Here is a 19,017-nt window from a genome sequence, read left to right on the forward strand (position 1 = left end):
GACCCCGGACGCGGAGGCCCGCTCCAACAGGTCGTCGAGGAACTTCGTCCTGATGACGATGGAGAGCGACACGGCCAGTCGGCGGCGTCGCGCGGACTCGTCACCGGGCGGCGGCGAGAAGGGCCACAGGCCGCCGGCGGCGGCGAAGGCCTGTGCCAGTGGGTCGCGGAACAGCGCGTCGTCCCGCTCAGTCTCCAGTGCTCGCACCCGGGCCACCCCCACCGCCGTGGCCCACACTCCCGACGGCTGCACCCGCTCTTGCCCCTCAGTCACCTCGCCAGCCTAGACCCGTCCTCGGTGCAGCGCTGCGCGGCCCGTTGGTCGTCCACTGCCCACCGGCGCCGGGGCGTCAGGGGCGGGGTTCTTGGGGAGGTTCGGCGCGCACCAGGCCGCTCTGGTAGGCGGTCCTGCTGCCACTGCGCGGACCGCCTGGCGCTCGCCTCCTTCCGAGAGACCTGCAGTGGACCCGAGCTCGATTCGTGATCAGAAGATCGCGATCGGATTGACCGCGAGCCCCGTGGTCCCCGTGATGCGCGGTGGCGCGAGGACGAGCATGAAGCTCCACCGTTGCAGGGAGACACACCGGTCGGCGAGGTCGTCGAGGTTGGCGGCGTCCACCAGCGGCAGACCTAGCCGTGCCAGTGCGACCTGGTGCATCGGCATCGGGAAGCTCGGCGGGCGGGCGTCGCTGATATCACCGATATAGAAAGCTGCACCGTGCTCGTCCAGCCAGTCGACGGCACTGAGGTCTAGCCCTGGGACGGGCTGCGTCATGGGCTGGTTCACGTCCCAGCCACCGCGGACGACGATCGCGGTCGCCCGGGTGCACCGACGTCCCTGCTCGGTCGAGCGCCGCGTCGAGATCCGTACCGCTGACACGGTGGTCCGCATCGAGACTCCCGTGATCGGGGGCCAGGTCCAGGAGGATGCCCCGCGTGACGATGCCCTTGGCGGCGTGGTCGGCGGAAGCATGACGTACCCCGGTCGGTGTGACTGCGTCCTGAATCGGGACGCCCGGATAGACCTTGTCGCCGACAGGAATGTGCGAGAGGGCGTCGATGTGCGTCAGACCGGCGTTGTGCGTGTTGATGAGCATGGAGTCCGTGAGGGCCATGGGCCGGGCTCCGTTGAAGTTCACGACCTGCATGACGGGTGCAGGCGCCGTTGCGGGGCTCCCGACGGGTGCCAGGCCGGTGTTGAGCGGTGGGGGGATGGTCTGACGTGCCAGGCTCACGGAGGTCGCGTCGTGCACTTCGGCCGCAGCGCGCGACCGTGCCGCGAAAGGCATGCTCGACGCGAGCTCGGACCTGTCTGTGTGAGCGGTTGTGGTCCTCCTTCCAGGCCGGAAGGTCGCTCTGACCGCGTTCGCGACGGTGCGGGATGATCAGGCCGATGCCCCGGTAACCTCCCTCTGCGATCACTGTCGTGTTGCCGACGGCTGTCTTGGCTCCGGACTCCTCCCACGCCGTGCAGTCGTTGCGGTTGCCGGGCGTAGGCCGGCCGACCACCACGACGAGCTGGGTGTCAGCGTCGATGACCAGGCCACATGTCGTCATACGCCGCGTCGAAGAACTGCGCCTGCGATCCGCGCAGCACGGACCCGTCGGATATACCGCCCTTGGCTGCCTCCGCGAGGCGGGCTGCAAAACGATAGGCGGCACCTCGCAGGGGCTCGCTTCTCGCTGCCAGATCGATCTCCGCATGTGCCAGCCACAGATCATCGACGAGCTGGTCGAGCTCGGCATCGGCCGCGGTGCGGTCGCCACCGCCCGACCGCGCAAGCGCAGACTTCTCCACCTGCGACGCGAGGCCCAGGAACTTCAGAACCGCGTTCTTGAGCTCTGCCCGGTGCGCGGCTGACTCCTGTATTTCGAGCTGCCGGGTGCTTGCTCGTGACAGTAGGTACTGGCCCAAGTGCGATCCACCCGCGCCGAGCGCAACACCAGCCAACGACAACAACGCCGGCCCCAAAGTTCCCCAAGATCCCATGACTTGAGTCTCTCAGCACCATGTTCGTGACTGAGCGAGGAGGTCCAGTCACTCGCGGACCACTCCTGCCACCATGATTGCGGGACAGGTCAGCCCTTCGCGGTGGTCCGTCCGTGGGCAGGCCGCCACGTAATGCTGGCGACAGCCGGAGAGAACCCGGAAGGAAGCCGGGGCGACCTCGACGCGCGTGAGGGTCAGGCGGCTTCGTGCTGGAGGGCCGGTCCGAGCAGGAGGCCGCCGTCGATGACGAACTCCGAACCGGTGGCGAAGGAGGCGTCGTCCGAGGTGAGGAACAGCAGGGCCTGGGTGATGTCGGCGGGCTGGCCCAGGCGCGGGATCGCGAAGGGTTCGGGCGAGTAGAAGTCGGCTATGGGGGTCTCGCTGCCAGCTGCGGGCTCGGTGATGAACGGGGTGGCGATGACGCCGGGGTGGATGGCATTGACGCGGATGCCGTCGCGGCCCAGTTCCAGAGCTGCTGTCTTGGTCAGGCCGCGGACAGCCCACTTGCTCGCCACGTACGGGGAGTACATCGGGGTGCCTCCCACGCCGGATGTCGATGCGATGTTGACGATGACGCCGCCGCCGTTGCGGCGCAGGGAGGGGGTCGCGTGCTTGATGCCGAGGAAGGTGCCGGTCAGGTTCACGTCGATTAGGCGGCCCCAGACTCGGCGGTCGGTGGTTTCGATCGGCGCGGCCGGCGCTTGCACCCCGGCGTTGTTGACGAGGACGGCGAGCGGGCCGAAGTGCTGCTCAGTGCTCTGTACAGCAGCGCTCCAGGAGTCCTCGTCGGTGACGTCGAGGTGGACGTGCAGGGCGCGGTCGCCGAGCTCGGCGGCGAGTTCGCGGCCGCGGCCGTCCGAGATGCCGGCTATCACGACGTTGGCGCCTTCGGCGTGATAGGCGCGGACGTGACTGGCTCCCTGGCCGCCAGTGCCGCCGGTGATGAGCACGGTGTGGTTGTCGAAACGTCCCATGGTCGGTCTCCCTAAGAGTGGTGAGTCGAGTGACTCGCCTTGCCTCGACGTTACGCACGTCGCGAGAGGTGAGTCAAGTAACTCACCTCGCCTATAGTGGTGTCCATGACCACGGAGCCGTCGGCCTATCACCAGCGCGTTGCCGAAGAGAAACGGGCAGCGATCCTCCAGGCGGCGAGCCGCCTGTTCCTGGACTCCGGCTACGACCGGACGTCGCTGGCGAAGATCGCCGACGAGGCCGGAGTGTCGAAGGCGACGCTCTTCAAGCAGTTCCCGACCAAGGCCGCACTGTTCGACGCGATCGTCACCGCCTCCTGGCGGTCGAGCAACGAGGACGAAGACGCCCCGGCACCGGGCGATCCGCGCGCCGGCCTCACATCGATCGGCCAGAACTATGTCGCATTGCTCACGCGGCCGGACATGACCGACCTGTTCCGCATCGTCATCGCCGAACTGCCGCGGTTTCCCGAGCTGGCAGAGCTGCAGTTCAACCGCGGCAAGATGCCGTACTTCGACTCGGTGCGCCGCTACCTGGAAGCCGAACGTGACGCCGGAACGGTGGTGCTGGACGACCCGGAGCTGGCCGCCACCCAGTTTCTCGGCATGATCTCCAACTACGCGTTCTGGCCCCGCATGCTCCTGCCGCACTGGGCCCCGGACGACGCGGCCCTGCGGCATGTCGTGGACGAGGCCGTCGAGATGATGACGGCACGGTACGCGAAACCCTGAAGTGCCACCGCTTCCCTGCCGGGGCGACGAGTGTGGCCAGGCAATGGCTGCGGGGTAGATGGCTGAAGCCAGTCCTGTCGTCACTCTCACGACGGAGCGGCCGACCTGGCAGGTGTGCCGCTTTACCGCGGCGAGGCAGAGTCCGGGGCCAGCGTTGAGGCGCAGGTGCGGCGGCTCGCACAGGCTGCGGGCCATGGCGATCAGGGTTGGCAGGGCGCCGTTGGCGAGGTGGTCGACCCGGGCGAGGTCGATTGTGCGCTACTGCGGGGTGCCCGCGCAGTCGAGGCGATCGCGCGAAAGTACCGCACGGGCTCACCCTGGGAGGACGTGCCTTCCGAGTCGGTTCGTGGAAGGGCGTCCATACCCGGCGGGCTCGTGCGGCATGGAGACGACGTTGAGTGTCGAAATGTTGGCTATGGAGGTCTGGTTTCCAGGCGTGTGGGAGACACCGGGTGGCTCTCGATGCGGTCAATCGCGATGACTTTTGATGTCACTCCTTTGCACTTTGGCCCGTCCCTCCCTTCGCCGTCCGCGCGCTCCGCGCTCGGCGAACCAGACCAGAGATGGTGCCTAGTCCTGACCTCGTCCTTACGCGGTGCGGGAGGTCAGGCGGTGAACATGGTCAGGATGGTCGCGATCCTTCCGTCGCGGACGGTGATCACGTCGATTCCGCGGACGGCGGGTGTGCCGGGCGGACCGAAGGTCCAGGCGAGGGCTCCGGTGAGGGGGCCGGCGTATCGCTGGCCGTCCTCGGTGAACTCGAAGTCTGCGGGGGCGTTGGTGAGCAGCGTCGCGGCTTTGTCCTCGAGGGCGTCGATGCCGGTGGTGACACCTTCCGGGTCGGTGAAGACGACGTCTTCGGTGTAGATGCGGTCGATGGCTGCGCGGCGGGATGCGGGGTCGCGGTTGCCGAAGACTTCGTGAAGGTTGGCTGCGAGCAAGTCGGTGACGGGATACATGGTGACTCCTTCGAGGGGGTCCGGGGCGGCCGGTCGGCTCGGGGAGCTCGGGCCGGCCGTCCCGGTGTGGTCGTGTCGGGGGCGGTGGTTCGGGGGGTGGTTGTGGTGGTCAGATCTGGCTGGCGCCGCCGTCGACGTATATTTCGGCGCCGGTCATGTAGCTGCTGGTCTCGCCGGCGAGGAAGAGGACGGTTTCGGCGATCTCCTCTGGGCGGCCGAGCCGCTTCATGGGGACTCCGGCTGCCAGGCCCTGGCGTAGTTGCTCTGCGGCCTCGGGGTCGCCTGCGAGGCCGCTGAGACCGGGCGTCTCGATGGGTCCGGGCGCGATGCTGTTGACGCGGATGCCGCGGGTGACGAGTTCCGCCGCCCAGCTGCGGGTCAGGGAGCGCAGCGCGGCCTTGGTCGCGGCGTAGACGCTGAAGGAGCCGGCGCCCTTGGTGTCGATGTTCGAGCTGGTCAGGATGATCGATGCGCCCGGGGTGAGCAGGGGAAGTGCCTTCTGCACGGTGAACAGGGTGCCGCCGACGTTGGTGTTGAAGGTGTCGGCGTAGTGGTCCCAGGTGATGTCGGGCAGGGCTGCGAACTCGCCGCCGCCGGCGTTGGCGAAGACGATGTCGAGGCTGCCGTGCTGTTCGATCTGCGCGAAGAGACGGTCGAGGTCGTCGAGGTTCGCGACGTCGGCCCGTACGCCGGTGGCGCGTTCGCCGATGGAGGCCACCGCCTCGTCGAGTGCGTCCTGTCGGCGGCCGGTGAGGAAGACGTGGGCGCCTTCCGCGGCGAGTCGTCGCGCGGCGGCCAGGCCGATGCCTGATGTGGCGCCGGTGACGAGGGCGGTCTTGCCGTCGAGCTGTCCCATGATGGGCTCTCCTTTTCCGTACCGTTCGGTACTTAAGTGGTTCTGTGGTGGAGAACCACGGCACCGGCACACCTATTCCGTACCGCTCGGTTAAAATTTGGGGAACTGACATCGGGAGGGTGGCATGGCGGCACGCGGCAGACCCCGGGGCTTCGACGCGGATGCCGCGCTGGACCGTGCGGTGGAGGTCTTCTGGCGCCAGGGCTACGAGGGGGCGTCGCTCACCGACCTCACCGAAGCCATGGGTATCAACCGCACGAGCATGTACGCGGCGTTCGGCAACAAGGAAGAGCTGTTCCACCGGGCCGTCGCCCGCTATGCCGAGGCCGACATGGCCTACGCCCGCGAGTCCCTCACCGAGCCGACCGGCTATGAGGTCATCGAATCCTTCCTCCGGGCCAACGCCGACGCGCTCACCCGCGCCGACCGCCCCTCCGGATGCCTGTCCGTGCAGGGCGGCCTGGCCGAGGGCGGCGACAGTGGCCGCATCGCCAGGTTCCTGGCCGACAGCCGCCTGGTCGGCGAGCGCGCCCTGGCACAACGACTGGCCCGCGCCGTCGCGGAAGGTGACCTGCCCAGTGGAGCCGACCCTCGCGCACTGGCCCGCTACGTCATGGTGGTCAGCGAGGGCAACGCTGTGCACGCGGCCGCCGGCTCATCCCGCGCAGACCTCCACACCACCGTCGACATCGCACTGCAAGCGATACCTCGCACACAAGCAGATCCGCGTACCTGACAGTGCAAGCACCACCCCGCCTTCCGCCTCGCCCGGGACACCGCCTGGCAACACTGCTTCAGCCTCGCCATGAACCACCTCGCCGCCGGTCGCGTACTCCTCCCCACGGAAGGCCACCGTCGTACAGGGCGGGGATCTCGGGCGTGGGTACGGGGCGGGCGACACACTGCGCGAGCCGGGCCGCAAGGGCTGACTGCCCGCCCTCCGGGACGCCGCCTGATTCCAGGTCGCATACGCCGAAATTGCCGAGCTCGTCGAGGTACTGGTTGCCGTAGGCGCTGCACCACTCCCCTCCGCAGCCCCCTGAAAGGGCGGCCGCGCCAGGCGGTTGAAGAAGATGACCACACCCCCATGCACAGCGCCGGACGCAGCGATCACCGTTGTTCAGAGCTGGAGTTGAGAATGAACGTTGCTGCTGTGATTGCTGGCGCCGTCGTGGCTCGGGAGGGTGAGGTGTTGCTGATTCGTCGCGCTGTCCCGGAGGGCACGTTGGTATGGCAGTTCCCGGCGGGGAAGGTCGATACAGGCGAGTCGGTCTCGGAAGCGGCAGCGCGCGAGGCTTTGGAGGAGGCGGGCGTCGTCGTTGAGCCGCTGCTGGTGGTCGGCGAGCGCTTCCACCCGGTGACAAGCCGGCGAGTTGTGTACGTGGTCTGCCACTGGCTGTCGGGGGAGGCACATCCGGCGTCGCCGCGGGAGGTGGCGGAGGTCGCTTGGGTGCCGTTCTTCGATCTCGTCGACTACATCCCGGCCGGCGTGTACGAGCCGGTGTGGAACTACTTGACGGGGCCTGCGCTGCCGTCTTGAGTTGCGCGCCGGTGTCGGCGCGCGGCGATGGCGACAATGACGACTGGTGCGAGGGCGACGAAATCGCATATGTCGTCGACGGCCCACGATGCGTGCAGGGCGTTGGGGAGTTCGCGCCAGAGGAAGTGCCAGGCCATGAGGAGTGGCAGGAAGATGCGGTAGATGGCGTGCTTTGCGGCGGCGTCCTGCGGCGCACCGGGGCGGCTCAGGCATCCGTAGACGGCCAAGCCGAGGAAGAGTACTCCCGCCCCGCTGGCTCCCCATGCGACCCAGTCCATGCCTGCCCCCCGGTTGTGATCCGGGGAAGCATACGTGTTCGATGCATCGACCGGCAGGGGGCCACGGGTGGACAGGAGCTCCCTGTCCAGAGCGACTGTCCGGCCTCGCTGCGCGGGCTGTGTGGGGCACCGGTCAACGAGGTGAGGCTCGTGGGATGCGCCGCCTCCGATGTCGCTGGGCTTTCGGCCGAACCGTGGCGAGTGTTGGTGGCCCGACCCCGCCCAGCTCGCCGAGGTCCTCGACCACGCGCTGGCCCCGAAGTGACAGGCCACCCGCATCCGTGCGTTCTGGCGCCTCCTGAGGTCGTGGACATCTGCTGTCCTTTCTCAGGTTCTGGCGGAACTTCTCTGAAGCTATGAGCCACCCCACCAGACCTCGACCACGGTGTCGGGGGACGGCGACCACTGCCGCGCCTGGGCTGGCTCAGCTCCAGCGACACGTAACACCCCTGCCCCGGTCCTACTTCCACACGGAGGCAACCGCCCTCGCGACGGACGCTAGCAACCCCAAGGTATGACCGACGTGAACTCGCCCACCGCCAAGGGGCACTGCGCCAGGCAGGGCAGAGGCGCGAGAGCAGCTCTCTGGTCACGATGCCACGCAGCTGTCGGGATGCTGGCGCTACCGGGCGAGGGTGATCTTCACCGGCTTGTTCGGGCACTGCGCGAGCTCGTCGTGCAGTTCGGCCTTCTCCGCGGGGCCGACAGCCAGCTGCCAGCGCATCTTCGTCGCGACCCGTCGGTGACGTACTGGCAGCGGTCCCCGGCGAATGGCGGCAGCCAGGTCGCCGGGTTTTGGCCTGTGAACGCGCCGAGGCGACACGAGAGGCCACGCGCGAACCGCGGCGCAAGACCGCGGAAAGGATCGAGTCGAACCGTGCGCTGCGGGCACGACTCCGTGCGAGCCGTGCCGCAGCCTCGGCGATATGGCCGACGCGGCCCCACGCCCGCATCACACGCCTCGGTCGATTGATGAGGGAGCACACCGGGACGGTCGTCCGCGCCGCCTGCTCCTCACAGGTCCCAACCAGCAAGTGAAATCAACCGCCAGCACACGCGCTGGATGTCGTAACAGGTATGCCGCAGGACAGTCGGCACTGCTGTGCGGCAGGGTTTCCCGCGACCGGCCGGGCCCGGAACCGCTCTCGTGTGTCAGGTCGATCGCAGTACTTCGTTTACTGTGGGGGGGGCGGTGCGCTGACCTACCGGAACGTGGTGCGTTATCCGGAAGGGGGCCGGCGCTTGGGCGCGCGATGCTGGATGTCCTCACCCGGTTCGGCATGAGGGCCGGATCCGCCGGAGGTCGGCGACGGCGGATCCGGCGGGCGGTGGCGTGTGCGGGATATGCGCTCTTCGCCTCTACAAAGTGAGCCCTGCCCCGTCGTCCCGGTCGCTCAACGAGGCCGACGGGGCGGGCTCGACCGGCGCCCAAGCGGACATGAGGCTGCAGGCCCCGGCCGTTCAACAAGAGCCAGCCGCCTGCATCAGCGTGCTCCCCACTCACTGGTACCAGTAGGCGACCGTGCTGGACAACGGCCCATTTGGGGTGTCCAGTTGGGCGTAGACGTACGGCCACAGAGGGCGGTCAGTTGAGGGTGTGCCCGTCAGGCGGGATCAGGCGGCGCTCCCCCAGCAGCGTCTGGACGGGCGGGAAGCCGAACCTCTGGCGGTAGAGGGTGGCGAACCTCGACGGGGTCGAAAACCCCCACCGGGCGGATACACTCGTCACCCCCTGCCCCGGCACCGCCTCGCGGAGCTCCTCGTGCGCGTACTGCAAGCGCACCTCCCGCAGATAGCGCATCGGGGTCGTCTCCAGGTGCCGACGGAACGCCAGCTGCAGCGCGCGGACGCTGACCCGGGCCGCACGGGCGATCTCGACGACCGGTCCTCGTCCGGGTGCTCCTCGATGTAGGCCACCGCCCGGTACAGCGTCGCCGGATGCGCGTCGCGCCGGTCCTCGATCGTCGGATCCGTCGAGGTGGTGTTCGGGAACGCCGCCAGCGTGGCCGCGGCCAGCACCCGCTCCGCCTGCGCCGCAACCAGCGAGCCCTTCACCGCCAGGGGGCTGGTAACCAGCTCCCGGACCAGCCGAAGGTGTGGGCCCATTGACTGGCGGCCAGCGGATTCAGGGGCCGCAGAGCCAGGAGCCGCACCGGCCCCGACACACCGGGCGCGTTCTGCGCAACCTCCCCCAACAGCCCCGGATCCAGAAGCCCGTACTCCACGTCCACGTCGCGATGGGTCGCCCGGAATCCGAGGTGCGGCGGCACGGCCAAAAAGACGTCGCCACCCACGAGATGCTGCTCCGCGCGCCGGAACTGGTAGTGGAGCTGTCCGTGGAGGACCCGGCCGACGGCCAAAGCGCCCAGTGGCTCGGAGCGTGTGTCCAGTTCCATCGGCATGTACAGGTGCTCCAGCCGGACCCGGCCGAGATCTTCCTGGGAGATACGAAGGCGGTGTCTGTCACCTGTCAGCCTCAACCGCGTCGACGCGTACTGCTGCCGGAAGAGGTCATCAATTTCCTCCAGATCTGCGGTCTCGAAGACCTGCGGCATGACAGCCCCACCCCCTGCACCTGATGGACAAAGCAGCGATCGCCCCGGCATCACCGCCCTTGGAGGCGATGGTCCCACCAGTGAGCTGGCGGACCATAAGGTCGATCAATCGCAAGTCGGATCATGGCCTCGGATCGGTGCGGGTGGGTTTCGTAGTCGCGGGCGAGTCGGAGGTGGTGCATGAGCCAGCCGATGATGCGTTCGAAGGTCCACCGCGGCGGGATGATGGTGAACCCGCGGGCGCCGGGCGGGCGTTGGACGGGATGGACGTCAATGCCGAGTCGGGCGCCGTGGTTGATGGCGGTGGTGCAGTAGCCCGGTTCGCAACGCTGACACCCGCCGCGCGCAGCTGCCCGACGGTGGCGCACCGCTGGGCGCGCCGCCGGTGCCGCTCAAAACGCTGCACACCAAGCGCCACGCCTGACCAGCTCAGGACGAACAACCACGGCTCGGGCCACCCCACAGAGGGGATGCGGATGTGGCGTTGCTGACGTCTGCGCCGGAACACTGCCGCCGCGCCCCCGGGGCCGGTATGACAGTCCCATCGCGACAGGGGGGCTCGGAGATGGCGTGGCTGGGAGTGATCGTTTTGGCGGGCGTGGGATTCTGGGTGGGGCGCCGGTTGCACCGGTATCCCGGCGGCTGGGCCTTTGCCTTCGGCCTGCGGTACGAGAGCGACCGGGACGCCCTGGCAAACGCCCGCAGCGAAGTCCGGGCGCAGACACGCAAGGCCGACCGGGACGTGTCCTTGGCCCGCAGTGCGGTGACAGCAGCCGAGACCAGCCGGAAGCGCCGTCTGCGGGAGCTCGGCCAGAAGCAGACACGGCTGCGCCATCCCGGCAGCGGCGAACGCACCGGGTCTCTCGGAGCGCTGACCTTGTTCCAGCACCGCCTCATGGTGAAGTCGGACTCAGAGATCAGCTCCGCCGAACTGGCACAGATGGAGGTCCACTTCACCACGGACCAGACGTACCACTACATCTACTGCATCAATTCCGGCGGACAGTCGCTCCAGGCCAAGTACCGTCACCTTCCTCCCGCCCCCGAGACACAGGAGGAGCGGCGCTTCGACGAAAGCACCGTGCGCGACTTCGTGAGGGACATCGAGAAAGCAGTCGCACGAGAGAACAGCTTCCGCGAGCAACTGCCGCACCAGCTCGCGGTGGTGGAGTCCGAGCTCGAAGAAGCCGAGAACGACACCAGCGCAGCAGATGCCGCGCGCGAGCGCCTTGAAGAGGTACGGGAACGCAATCGGCAGGATCCCCGCAGCAAGGTGCTGGAACAGAAGCTGGCGGCGGCACTCACGGACTGGGAGGAACTCACCGGACACGTTCCTCCACGGTGAACCGCCCGGCCAGACCAAGACGTGCCTCCTTTGCGCGCCTCCCCTACGCCGGTTCCCGCCGCACCCGGTCTCGGCGAGCGCGCCATCTCACCGCCGCAGCCTGCCGGACCAGTGCCGCCACCGCCTCGGCCGCCCCCGGGCCGGAGGCGAGCCCCGCGAGGTAGCGGGCCACGCGCACGGCGGCCCCGTGCATCGGCTGGCTGTCCGCGGCGAGCAGCACCAGGCCAGCGACCGTGGGGTCGGCGGCGGTGATCCGCAGTGCCGCCTTGCCGCCTTGCTGTGTCCGAGGGTGTGGATGCGGTTGTGCGTGGCACTGCCCTTTTGCTCAGGACAGCACGCGGTAGGTCACGTGTGTGACCGAGTTCGTTGCTCGCGACTCCACCTGTTCAAGGTTCAGGGACGGCACACCGTCGAACAGCCGCGTGCCGGCGCCGAGCGTGAAGGGCACAATGTGCAGGCGCAGCTCGTCGATCAAGCCTGCGGCGAGGTACTGGTTGATGGTGGTCGCGCCCCCGTGGACCGACACGTTGCGGTCCTCTGCGGCCTCGCGAGCCTGCCGCAGCGCGGATTCGATGCCGTCGGTGACGAAATGGAACGTCGTGCCGCCGTCCATCGGTTGCGGGTCGCGGGAGTGGTGGGTGAGCACGAAGACCGGTGCGTGATACGGCGGATTGTCGCCCCACCATCCCTTCCACTGTCGGTCCCATGCTCCGCGCACGGGGCCGAACATGTTGCGCCCCATGATGAAGGCGCCGACATCCGCCAGCCGGTCGAGCTCAGCCTGCCGCCGCTCCGGGGTTTCGAACATCCAGGCGTGCAGCCGGTCGCCCCAGCCATCGCCGGCGTCGTCGCCGAACGGACGCTGCTCCGCCTGGTTGAGCCCGGCCGAGTACCCGTCGACGGAGATCGAGAGGTCACAGGTCACCTTGCCCACATGCTCAGTCACTGTGCCGTCCTCCTGGTGGCGGCCTTCCGCCGCCCTCGCGGTGAGCCGTCTGATCCATTCGCTACTGGCGTAGACCGACCCGGGCCCACAAACTCATCGCCCCAGCCGCACCGCCCTCCCCGGCGCCAGGCGGCTCTTCACGCGGCCGCTCAGCGCAACCTCTTCAGCCGAATGCACGGCCAGCTCTACCACTGTCTTCAGCACGGACAACACTTCGACGAGGCCGCCGCCTTCCCCACACCAAGCGAGGCGCTCGCCGCGTGACACCCCTCAGCCATCGATTGCGCTCGACCAGTACGCGTGGATGACGGCCTGTTTCCGCTCAAGCTCCATATCCATCACCCGGTTGGTGAAGGTTCCCGGAACCGTGAGCGAACGCTTATCAACTCTCACGACCCGAAGATCCCACCAGACTCCGCTCCGCACCACTCGCGACCGCCTCTCAATACCCGCGACTTCGCTCCAGGGGATCGATCGCTTTCGGAGGAGGGTGTGGAACTCCAGACCCGTCGCGGTGAGGAGCACCCGCCCGTAGATCGATCTGATGGCGCCGCAGACCATGGTCACGCAGAACACTCCGAAGCCCCAGACCAGCCACCAGCCACCCGGTCCCTGCACGCTCAAGCTCATTGCCACCATCGCACCCGTAAGAGCAAACGCAACGATGCCGTTCCGCCACCAGTACCGCCGGCGGTCCTCGGAGTTGAAGCGAATCCACACATCGGGCATGCGGACGATGTTAGCCACCTGCAATCGAACAACCATCAGCTCGCCTTGACGAACGATGTGCCTGAGGTGTCTTGGTGACGACCCAGTTCGGCTGCATCACCGTCCCGGCCGCGTCGCTGCTGGGCCGGAACGCGATCTGCCAGTGCCCTTGGGTGAACAGACCAAGTTGCGGCACGCGGTCGCCGGTGCAAAGGCCCCACTCGCCGACAGCTAGGGTCGCCAGAGCCAGACTGACTGCGGTCAGGGTCGAGATCAGCCCACCGCGTTGTCGCTCGTGCCTGGACCGATCGTCAACGAAGGGACGGCGATGGTCCGCCGGAACCCGAGTGCGGAGAGCAAGCCCCAGCACGGGGACGGTGGCGGATGGGGCAGGCACGTTGCTGAGCACCGAGCAGCGCTGAGCGCCCCCCCTCGGGACAAAGGCGTCAGGTCCAGTCCATCCACTTCGCGGCGCTTCTACTTCTGCTCGGCGTCCTCTTCCGCGTCCCAGCTGTCGAGGAGGACCTGGTGGCTACGGCGGACATGCTCACGCATCATGCGTTCTGCACCGTTGCCGTCCTTGGCAAGGATGAGGTCGAGGACCCGATGATGTTCGTGGTCCGACTCGCCGAGACGACCCGGTTGGGCGAGTGTGGTACGGACGAGGCGGGCATAGGCGAGCTGGTTCATCAGCGTGCGGTAGTGCGCCTCCAATTTGCCGTTGTCGGCGCCCACCACGATCAACTCGTGGTACTCGTGCACGAGTTGCGCGTAGCGTTCCGTGTCGCCCGCCTGGCTCGCCTCGTCGGCCTCCGCCATGACGGACTGGAGTCGGTCCGTCTCGGCCACCCGACCGCGCAGTGCGAGCAGGCGGGCGGCAGCGCCCTCCAGCAGTTCCTTCATCTGGAAGAGTTCGGCGACGTCACGGTGCGAGGGAACGGCGACGAAGGTGCCGACCCGCGGGCGGACCTCGACCAGCCCTTCGGTCTGGAGCTGTTTGAGGGCCTCCCGAATGGGGGTCCGACTCACCCCGAAGGTTTCCGAGAGAGCCATTTCCGACAGGCTGGAGCGGGGTGGCAGCTCACCGCTGATGATCATCTGGCGTAGTTCGCCGGCGACCTGGGCCTGCATGCTGGCCTTGGGTAGCCGTTTAGTCGATCGCCCCGTGGGTTCTTGCATGGCACAAGACGGTAGTGAACGGGGATGAAGCCGTCAACATTCCGCCAGGAGGCTCCATTGCCACACAAGGCCCACGATCAGTGATGCGCCAAGGGCCTCATTGGAAGGCCGGCACGACCTCCTTGATGAACAGTTCCAGCGAGGCCCGCTTCTCTTCGTGCGAAAGGCCGTTGTCGATCCAGAAGCTGTACTCGTCGACACCGAGCTCCTCGTACGCGCGCAGCCGCTCGACGACCTCGGCGGGTGTGCCGATCATCGCCGTCTTGCGCAGAGCCTCCGGTGCGAACTCGGGCCGCTCGGCGAACTTCTCTTCCGGGCTGGGCTCCAAGAATCCGTTGACCGGGGCCTTCTTGTTACCGAACCAGGCGTCGAAGGTGCGGTAGAAGCGGTTGATCCCCTCAGCCGCAGGACGCCAGCCCTCGGGGACCTCCGGCGCGTGGACATGGGTGTGGCGCAACACCATCAGGTCCGGGCGCGCCACTTCCGGGTGATTGGCCACAGCCGAGTCGAACTTGGCCTTGAGCGCAACGACTTCTTCGTCGCCCTTCATGAGTGGCGTGACCATGACGTTGCAGCCCTGAGCGACGGCGAAGTCGTGGGAGGCGGGGTCCCGGGCGGCGATCCACATCGGCGGGGTCGGCTGTTGCACGGGCTTGGGAACACTGGTCGACGTCGGGAACTGCCAGATCTCGCCGTCGTGTGCGTAGTCGCCCTGCCACAGCGCACGGACGGCGGGCACGAGTTCGCGCAGGTGCTTGCCGCCGTCGCTCGCGGCGAGGCCTGCGGCCAGACGGTCGAACTCGATCTGATAGGCGCCTCGGGCGAGTCCCACCTCGGCCCGGCCGTTGCTGATCACGTCGAGCAGCGCGGTCTCCCCCGCAGCCCGGATCGGGTGCCAGAACGGGGCGATGATGGTGCCCGCGCCGAGGCGGATGGTCGAGGTCTTGGCCGCCAGGTGCGCCAGGATCGGCATAGGACTGGGCGAGATCGTGTACTCCATCGCGTGGTGCTCGCCCACCCACACCGTGCTGAAGCCGCCGGCCTCGGCCATCTGCGTCAGTTCGGTGAGGTTCTCGAAGAGCTGCCGGTGACTGGTCTGCTCGTCCCAGCGTTCCATGTGCACGAAAAGCGAAAACCTCATGGCAGTTCCTTCTTTGCGGTGGGGAGGGAAAGGGGCGCGTTGCGCATCTCGGCGATCGTGACGTCACCGGTGGACCAGTGCGTCGCGGGGACCTCGTGAACGATGACCCGGATGTATTCGGGCCTGGTGTCCACGGAACGCAGCACGGCCGTGTGGACCTCGTGCTGCAGGGCCCGGATCTGCTCGGGTGTGCGGCCCTGGGAGAGCGTGATGGTGACTTGTGGCATGTCGGTCAGCTCCGCATCGTGAACGGGTCAGCGAGAGGCTCCTCGTTCGCATTGATCCAGATGCTCTTGAGCCGGGTGTACTCCTTGATCGTCTCCGTGCCGTGCTCGACTCCGACGCCACTGCTCTTGAAGCCCTGGCGCGGGGACATCGGGGACATGGCCCGATAGGTATTGACCCAGACGGTACCCGCGTCAAGGCGCCCTGCCACTCGGTGTGCGCGGGACAGGCTGGTGGTCCAGATGCCCGCGGCCAGGCCGTACTCGGTGTCGTTGGCGAGACGTACGACCTCGTCCTCTGTGTCGAAAGGCATGATCGCCACGACAGGGCCGAAGATCTCCTCGCGAACGGCGCGCATGGTGTTGTCGACGTCTACCAGCACGGTGGGCTCGTAGTAGAAGCCGCCCGTACCACCATCGGTTGCGGCGCCGCCGGTCAGGACTCTGGCTCCCTCTTCGCGGCCGAGGTCGACGTATGCGGCGACCTTGTCCCTCTGGGCCTCGAAGGCAAGCGGGCCGAGTTCGGTGGCCTCGTCGAGAGGGTCACCGATTCGGATGGACTTCGCGCGCTCGCAGACTCGCTGCAAGAGCTCGTCGTAGACGGACCGGTGGGCGAAGACACGGCTGCCTGCGATGCAGGTCTGTCCGGCGGCGGCGAACACACCGGCGATGACTCCCATCGCAGCGTTCGCCAAGTCGGCGTCCTCGAAGACGATCTGCGGTGACTTGCCGCCGAGTTCGAGGGTGGAGCCGATGAAGCGGCCCGCGGCCGAGGCTGCGATCCGCGAGCCGGTAGCCGTGGACCCGGTGAAGGAGATCTTGGCGAGGGAAGTGTGGTCCACGAGGGGCTGCCCTGCCTCGACGCCGTAGCCAGTGACCACGTTGACGACGCCGGGCGGGAACCCGGCCTCCAGGGTGAGCTCGGCCAGACGGAGACAGCTGGCTGAGGTGTACTCGGATGGTTTGATGACCACGGTGTTACCCGCGCACAGGGCGGGCGCCAGCTTGCTGGTGGTCAGGGTCAACGGCGAGTTCCACGGCGTGATGGCACCGACGACGCCGAGGGGTTCGCGAGCCGTGTAGTTCAGGACGGCCCGGTCCGACGTGGGGATGGTCTCGCCGTGGATCTTGTCGGCGAGACCGGCGTAGTAGTAGAAGTACTCCGGCAGCGTGGCGAGTTGGCCGCGCATCTCGCGCAGCAGTTTGCCGTTGTCCCGTGACTCCATGAGCGCGAGCTCGTCCGCGTTCTCGGCAATCAGCTCGCCGAGGTGACGGAGCAGATGACCGCGCTTCGTCTGGCTCAAGTCGCGCCAGGCCGGACTGTCGAAGGCCTTGCGGGCGGCGGTGACGGCCTGGTCGATGTCGGCGGCGGTGCCGCGGGCCGCGCGGTAGAGGGTGCGGCGATTCGCGGGGTCGGTGCTTTCGAAGTACTTTCCGGACGCGGGCTCAACCCACCGCCCGTCGATGAAGTGCTTCCAGGTCGTGAGCTCAGACATGTGCGCTCTCTCCATGTGCGCTCTGCTCGATGAAAGTGGTCAGGGTCTCGGCGAATGTCTCCGGGCACTCGACGGGCAGCATGTGGCGCGCCTTTGGAACGATCACTGCCCGGCATGAGGGCAGCGCCGCGGCAAGGCGGTGCGTCATCGCTGGTGTGGATCCGGGGTCGTTCTCGCCGGTGATTGCGAGCGCCGGCACGGTGATTTCCTCCAGGCGCGGGGCAAGTTCGGCGTCAGCGTTCGCGAACACCCGGTAGCAGTCGAGAAAGGACTCGATGTCGTTGGCGCGCAAGGTGGCTTCGGTCTTGCCGATCACATCGCTCGGCACGGCAGTGTCCGCATACCAGCGCTCGAGGGAGGCCGCGGTGCTCGCCGCGAAGTCGCTCTCCGCCATGTGCAGCCTGGCCCGGACGGCCTCCCGCTCAGTGGCCGTCCGACGGCAGACGGAACTGACCGAGGTGAGTGTTCGCACCATCTCTGGCCCATGAAGGGCAAGTTGCTGCGCCACCAGCGCGCCGAGCGAGAACCCGACCAGGTGCGAACCGACGGGAACGTGATCGGCAACGCCGGCGGCGAGCGACGCCAGAGTTACCTCGCCGCGAACCGGCGGTAGATCACCGTGCCCCGGCAGGTCGAGCGCGATGACAGTGAACCGATCGGCCAGCAAGGCGGTGACAGGGTCCCACATGGTGCGGTCGAGCCCGACGCCGTGCAGTAGCACGAGGGGCGGCTTGTCCATGGCGCTGCGCCTACTGCTCGGTCGACAGGGGGGCGAGGCGGGCCTGCGGGCGCCCCTGGGCCGCGGCGGCGAGACCGATCACGATCTCGTCGACGCGCGGGCCGTCCGGGACGCGTACCTCGATGCTCTGGTGGTGGGAACGGATCGTCGCGTCCGTGATGTGCTTGAGCGGGATGTCGAAGACGGCACCGGCGACGGCCCGCTTCTCCACCGCGGGAAGCAGCGTGGTCGCGTTCGCCGCCTTGCGGAAGTGGTCACCGAACTTCAGCGTGTGGATCAGTGCACTGCCGTGTTCGATCTCTCCGTCGAGGCCCACGATCGCGGCCTTGCCGTACGCCTCGACGGAGGAGCCGAGCGCCTCGACGACACGGGGGGCGAGCAACTCACCCAGCTGGGGGGCCACTTCGTCGATTCGGGGAAGCAGATCATCGACGAAGCCCTGGCCTGCCCACGGGTTCTCGATCACGGCGAGCACCACCGCAGTGCGCGCAACCGAGTCGACGGCTCGCCCGCCCTCGGCATGGATGTCTTCGACGTACGTCACGATCTTACGGAGCTTCATCGGGTGGTCTCCAGGTCTGCGAGGCGGATCTCAGGGTCTGAACGGCGGTCCCCGATACGGGCGTTGGGGCGTGGCCCGGACGCGGCCGCGGCGACCACGACGATCTCGTCGGGGCGCGGCGCGTCCGCCACCCGGACCGGGATCGTCTGGTAGTGGGAGCGGGTGGCTGCTGCCGTCTTGTGCCACACCGGGACGGTCAGCGGCTCTCCGGCAGCCAGACGGTCGTCGCTGAAGACGATGATCGAGGTGCCCTCGGCCAGTTCCCTCAGGACATTTCCGAAGTAGGGGGTGTGGATCAGTGCGGCTCCGTGCTCGATCTCCCCGTCAAGGCCCACCACGGCGGCCTTCCCGAAGGATTCGATGCGGTCCTCGCCCCCCAGTTCCTCGATCAGCCGGTCTGCGAGGAGCCGGCCCAGTCCGGGCGCGACGTCCGCCACTGCGGACCCCAGGTCGGCGACGAATCCTCGCCCAGCCCAGGGATTGCGGATCACCGCTGCCGCGGCGACGCGGCGCACCGGGGTTGCGACCGGCCGGCCGAGCTCAAGGAATACCTCGTCGGTGACCGTCACCACCTTGCGTAGGCCTCTGATGTGGCCCGTTCGTTGCTGCTGTGCCATGGCAGTGAGGCTAGGAGTCACTCACGAGTGCGTCAAGAGGGGATGTCGGCGACTGACCTCTGACCTCACAGTTTGTAGCCGTGAACCGCAATGATCAGGGAATTCGGACAGAGGCATTGACAGTGCCTGCACTCCATTCCTACGGTCCTGTGCCATACAACAGCTCGACCGAGGGGACTG

At 67.7% G+C, this 19,017-nt stretch carries 23 protein-coding genes and 3 pseudogenes; 5 read left to right on the forward strand and 21 right to left on the reverse strand.

Translation table 11 applies throughout. From position 1 onward, the window contains the following. The 6 genes and pseudogenes from ABZ930_RS07295 to ABZ930_RS07320 form a co-directional block, all read right to left on the reverse strand. Nucleotides 1-273, reverse strand: a 273-nt coding sequence (locus ABZ930_RS07295) for a class I SAM-dependent methyltransferase (protein ID WP_361542902.1), incomplete at its 3' end; no start/stop codon positions are given. Between the two features lie 210 nt (nt 274-483). Beyond that, nucleotides 484-657, reverse strand: a complete 174-nt coding sequence (locus tag ABZ930_RS07300; protein ID WP_361542905.1) for a hypothetical protein — start codon at nt 655-657, stop codon at nt 484-486. Nucleotides 658-694: 37 nt separating this feature from the next. Next, a complete protein-coding gene (locus ABZ930_RS07305) occupies nt 695-1,288 on the reverse strand; it encodes a cyclase family protein (RefSeq protein WP_361542908.1) in 594 nt (197 codons plus the stop codon). Further along, a pseudogene (locus tag ABZ930_RS07310) lies at nt 1,281-1,541 on the reverse strand (transposase); the annotation flags it as partial. The pseudogene ABZ930_RS07310 and the gene ABZ930_RS07305, both read right to left, overlap by 8 nt. Further along, nucleotides 1,525-1,989, reverse strand: coding sequence for a hypothetical protein (locus tag ABZ930_RS07315; RefSeq protein WP_361542911.1), 465 nt, complete (start codon nt 1,987-1,989; stop codon nt 1,525-1,527). The pseudogene ABZ930_RS07310 and the gene ABZ930_RS07315, both read right to left, overlap by 17 nt. Nucleotides 1,990-2,183: 194 nt before the next feature. Further along, complete coding sequence (locus tag ABZ930_RS07320) at nt 2,184-2,963, reverse strand: glucose 1-dehydrogenase (RefSeq protein WP_361542914.1); 780 nt, start codon at nt 2,961-2,963, stop codon at nt 2,184-2,186. A 105-nt stretch (nt 2,964-3,068) separates the two neighbouring features. On the opposite strand from ABZ930_RS07320, the gene ABZ930_RS07325 reads away from it, so the two are divergent. After that, nucleotides 3,069-3,692, forward strand: coding sequence for a TetR/AcrR family transcriptional regulator (locus tag ABZ930_RS07325; RefSeq protein WP_361542917.1), 624 nt, complete (start codon nt 3,069-3,071; stop codon nt 3,690-3,692). A 605-nt stretch (nt 3,693-4,297) separates the two neighbouring features. Here the strand turns inward: ABZ930_RS07325 and ABZ930_RS07330 are convergent. Continuing rightward, nucleotides 4,298-4,651 carry a nuclear transport factor 2 family protein gene (locus ABZ930_RS07330; RefSeq protein ID WP_361542920.1) on the reverse strand — a complete coding sequence of 118 codons (354 nt, stop codon included), beginning with the start codon at nt 4,649-4,651 and terminating at the stop codon, nt 4,298-4,300. A gap of 109 nt (nt 4,652-4,760) precedes the next feature. Then, nucleotides 4,761-5,507 (reverse strand): SDR family oxidoreductase, encoded by a 747-nt coding sequence (locus tag ABZ930_RS07335; RefSeq protein ID WP_361542922.1) that lies wholly within the window; start codon nt 5,505-5,507, stop codon nt 4,761-4,763. A gap of 124 nt (nt 5,508-5,631) precedes the next feature. On the opposite strand from ABZ930_RS07335, the gene ABZ930_RS07340 reads away from it, so the two are divergent. Together ABZ930_RS07340 and ABZ930_RS07345 are read left to right on the forward strand one after the other, a co-directional pair. Then, on the forward strand, nt 5,632-6,243 hold the full coding sequence (locus ABZ930_RS07340; RefSeq protein WP_361542925.1) for a TetR/AcrR family transcriptional regulator: 612 nt from the start codon (nt 5,632-5,634) through the stop codon (nt 6,241-6,243). Nucleotides 6,244-6,645: 402 nt separating this feature from the next. Continuing rightward, nucleotides 6,646-7,047 (forward strand): NUDIX domain-containing protein, encoded by a 402-nt coding sequence (locus ABZ930_RS07345; RefSeq protein ID WP_361542928.1) that lies wholly within the window; start codon nt 6,646-6,648, stop codon nt 7,045-7,047. Here the strand turns inward: ABZ930_RS07345 and ABZ930_RS07350 are convergent. The 4 genes and pseudogenes from ABZ930_RS07350 to ABZ930_RS07365 all read right to left on the reverse strand — a co-directional run. Continuing rightward, nucleotides 7,017-7,274, reverse strand: coding sequence for a hypothetical protein (locus ABZ930_RS07350; RefSeq protein WP_361542931.1), 258 nt, complete (start codon nt 7,272-7,274; stop codon nt 7,017-7,019). The two genes, ABZ930_RS07345 and ABZ930_RS07350, sit on opposite strands and share 31 nt — an antisense overlap. 1,636 nt (nt 7,275-8,910) lie before the next feature. Next, on the reverse strand, nt 8,911-9,450 hold the full coding sequence (locus tag ABZ930_RS07355) for a helix-turn-helix transcriptional regulator (RefSeq protein ID WP_361543460.1): 540 nt from the start codon (nt 9,448-9,450) through the stop codon (nt 8,911-8,913). Next, nucleotides 9,377-9,880 (reverse strand): hypothetical protein, encoded by a 504-nt coding sequence (locus ABZ930_RS07360; RefSeq protein WP_361542934.1) that lies wholly within the window; start codon nt 9,878-9,880, stop codon nt 9,377-9,379. The genes ABZ930_RS07355 and ABZ930_RS07360 overlap by 74 nt, the downstream gene beginning before the upstream one ends. A gap of 79 nt (nt 9,881-9,959) precedes the next feature. Continuing rightward, nucleotides 9,960-10,179 (reverse strand): annotated as a pseudogene (locus ABZ930_RS07365) (IS5/IS1182 family transposase); the annotation flags it as partial. A gap of 266 nt (nt 10,180-10,445) precedes the next feature. On the opposite strand from ABZ930_RS07365, the gene ABZ930_RS07370 reads away from it, so the two are divergent. Beyond that, complete coding sequence (locus ABZ930_RS07370) at nt 10,446-11,225, forward strand: hypothetical protein (protein WP_361542937.1); 780 nt, start codon at nt 10,446-10,448, stop codon at nt 11,223-11,225. Between the two features lie 325 nt (nt 11,226-11,550). On the opposite strand, the gene ABZ930_RS07375 is transcribed toward ABZ930_RS07370, so the two are convergent. Continuing rightward, nucleotides 11,551-12,171 (reverse strand): dihydrofolate reductase family protein, encoded by a 621-nt coding sequence (locus tag ABZ930_RS07375; RefSeq protein ID WP_361542940.1) that lies wholly within the window; start codon nt 12,169-12,171, stop codon nt 11,551-11,553. Nucleotides 12,172-12,309: 138 nt separating this feature from the next. On the opposite strand from ABZ930_RS07375, the pseudogene ABZ930_RS07380 reads away from it, so the two are divergent. Then, a pseudogene (locus ABZ930_RS07380) lies at nt 12,310-12,435 on the forward strand (IS110 family transposase); the annotation flags it as partial. A gap of 6 nt (nt 12,436-12,441) precedes the next feature. Here ABZ930_RS07380 and ABZ930_RS07385 read toward each other — a convergent pair. The 8 genes from ABZ930_RS07385 to ABZ930_RS07420 form a co-directional block, all read right to left on the reverse strand. Further along, complete coding sequence (locus ABZ930_RS07385; RefSeq protein ID WP_361542942.1) at nt 12,442-12,900, reverse strand: hypothetical protein; 459 nt, start codon at nt 12,898-12,900, stop codon at nt 12,442-12,444. 456 nt (nt 12,901-13,356) lie between these two features. Next, nucleotides 13,357-14,010 (reverse strand): GntR family transcriptional regulator, encoded by a 654-nt coding sequence (locus ABZ930_RS07390; RefSeq protein ID WP_361542945.1) that lies wholly within the window; start codon nt 14,008-14,010, stop codon nt 13,357-13,359. Nucleotides 14,011-14,155: 145 nt separating this feature from the next. Next, complete coding sequence (locus ABZ930_RS07395; protein ID WP_361542948.1) at nt 14,156-15,199, reverse strand: LLM class flavin-dependent oxidoreductase; 1,044 nt, start codon at nt 15,197-15,199, stop codon at nt 14,156-14,158. After that, entirely contained in the window at nt 15,196-15,426 is a 231-nt protein-coding gene (locus ABZ930_RS07400) for a tautomerase family protein (RefSeq protein WP_361542951.1), read from the reverse strand. The genes ABZ930_RS07395 and ABZ930_RS07400 overlap by 4 nt, the downstream gene beginning before the upstream one ends. A 5-nt stretch (nt 15,427-15,431) precedes the next feature. Then, nucleotides 15,432-16,919 carry an aldehyde dehydrogenase gene (locus ABZ930_RS07405; protein WP_361542954.1) on the reverse strand — a complete coding sequence of 496 codons (1,488 nt, stop codon included), beginning with the start codon at nt 16,917-16,919 and terminating at the stop codon, nt 15,432-15,434. Then, nucleotides 16,912-17,658, reverse strand: a complete 747-nt coding sequence (locus ABZ930_RS07410; protein WP_361542957.1) for an alpha/beta fold hydrolase — start codon at nt 17,656-17,658, stop codon at nt 16,912-16,914. Before ABZ930_RS07410 ends, ABZ930_RS07405 begins: the two co-directional genes overlap by 8 nt. A 10-nt stretch (nt 17,659-17,668) precedes the next feature. Continuing rightward, a complete protein-coding gene (locus tag ABZ930_RS07415) occupies nt 17,669-18,220 on the reverse strand; it encodes an amino acid synthesis family protein (protein ID WP_361542960.1) in 552 nt (183 codons plus the stop codon). After that, complete coding sequence (locus ABZ930_RS07420) at nt 18,217-18,837, reverse strand: amino acid synthesis family protein (RefSeq protein ID WP_361542963.1); 621 nt, start codon at nt 18,835-18,837, stop codon at nt 18,217-18,219. The genes ABZ930_RS07415 and ABZ930_RS07420 overlap by 4 nt, the downstream gene beginning before the upstream one ends. Nucleotides 18,838-19,017: the final 180 nt, after the last annotated feature.

It is taken from the genome of Streptomyces sp. NPDC046716 (assembly GCF_040645755.1).
In the GTDB taxonomy this organism is placed as follows: domain Bacteria; phylum Actinomycetota; class Actinomycetes; order Streptomycetales; family Streptomycetaceae; genus Streptomyces.

Coding starts and splice junctions, on each gene's coding strand:
- ABZ930_RS07300 (WP_361542905.1), bottom strand. CDS start 657: ATGCACCAGGTCGCACTGGCACGGCTAGGTCTGCCGCTGGTGGACGCC.
- ABZ930_RS07305 (WP_361542908.1), bottom strand. CDS start 1,288: ATGCCTTTCGCGGCACGGTCGCGCGCTGCGGCCGAAGTGCACGACGCG.
- ABZ930_RS07315 (WP_361542911.1), bottom strand. CDS start 1,989: ATGGGATCTTGGGGAACTTTGGGGCCGGCGTTGTTGTCGTTGGCTGGT.
- ABZ930_RS07320 (WP_361542914.1), bottom strand. CDS start 2,963: ATGGGACGTTTCGACAACCACACCGTGCTCATCACCGGCGGCACTGGC.
- ABZ930_RS07325 (WP_361542917.1), top strand. CDS start 3,069: ATGACCACGGAGCCGTCGGCCTATCACCAGCGCGTTGCCGAAGAGAAA.
- ABZ930_RS07330 (WP_361542920.1), bottom strand. CDS start 4,651: ATGTATCCCGTCACCGACTTGCTCGCAGCCAACCTTCACGAAGTCTTC.
- ABZ930_RS07335 (WP_361542922.1), bottom strand. CDS start 5,507: ATGGGACAGCTCGACGGCAAGACCGCCCTCGTCACCGGCGCCACATCA.
- ABZ930_RS07340 (WP_361542925.1), top strand. CDS start 5,632: ATGGCGGCACGCGGCAGACCCCGGGGCTTCGACGCGGATGCCGCGCTG.
- ABZ930_RS07345 (WP_361542928.1), top strand. CDS start 6,646: ATGAACGTTGCTGCTGTGATTGCTGGCGCCGTCGTGGCTCGGGAGGGT.
- ABZ930_RS07360 (WP_361542934.1), bottom strand. CDS start 9,880: ATGCCGCAGGTCTTCGAGACCGCAGATCTGGAGGAAATTGATGACCTC.
- ABZ930_RS07370 (WP_361542937.1), top strand. CDS start 10,446: ATGGCGTGGCTGGGAGTGATCGTTTTGGCGGGCGTGGGATTCTGGGTG.
- ABZ930_RS07385 (WP_361542942.1), bottom strand. CDS start 12,900: ATGCCCGATGTGTGGATTCGCTTCAACTCCGAGGACCGCCGGCGGTAC.
- ABZ930_RS07390 (WP_361542945.1), bottom strand. CDS start 14,010: ATGCAGGCCCAGGTCGCCGGCGAACTACGCCAGATGATCATCAGCGGT.
- ABZ930_RS07395 (WP_361542948.1), bottom strand. CDS start 15,199: ATGAGGTTTTCGCTTTTCGTGCACATGGAACGCTGGGACGAGCAGACC.
- ABZ930_RS07400 (WP_361542951.1), bottom strand. CDS start 15,426: ATGCCACAAGTCACCATCACGCTCTCCCAGGGCCGCACACCCGAGCAG.
- ABZ930_RS07405 (WP_361542954.1), bottom strand. CDS start 16,919: ATGTCTGAGCTCACGACCTGGAAGCACTTCATCGACGGGCGGTGGGTT.
- ABZ930_RS07410 (WP_361542957.1), bottom strand. CDS start 17,658: ATGGACAAGCCGCCCCTCGTGCTACTGCACGGCGTCGGGCTCGACCGC.
- ABZ930_RS07415 (WP_361542960.1), bottom strand. CDS start 18,220: ATGAAGCTCCGTAAGATCGTGACGTACGTCGAAGACATCCATGCCGAG.
- ABZ930_RS07420 (WP_361542963.1), bottom strand. CDS start 18,837: ATGGCACAGCAGCAACGAACGGGCCACATCAGAGGCCTACGCAAGGTG.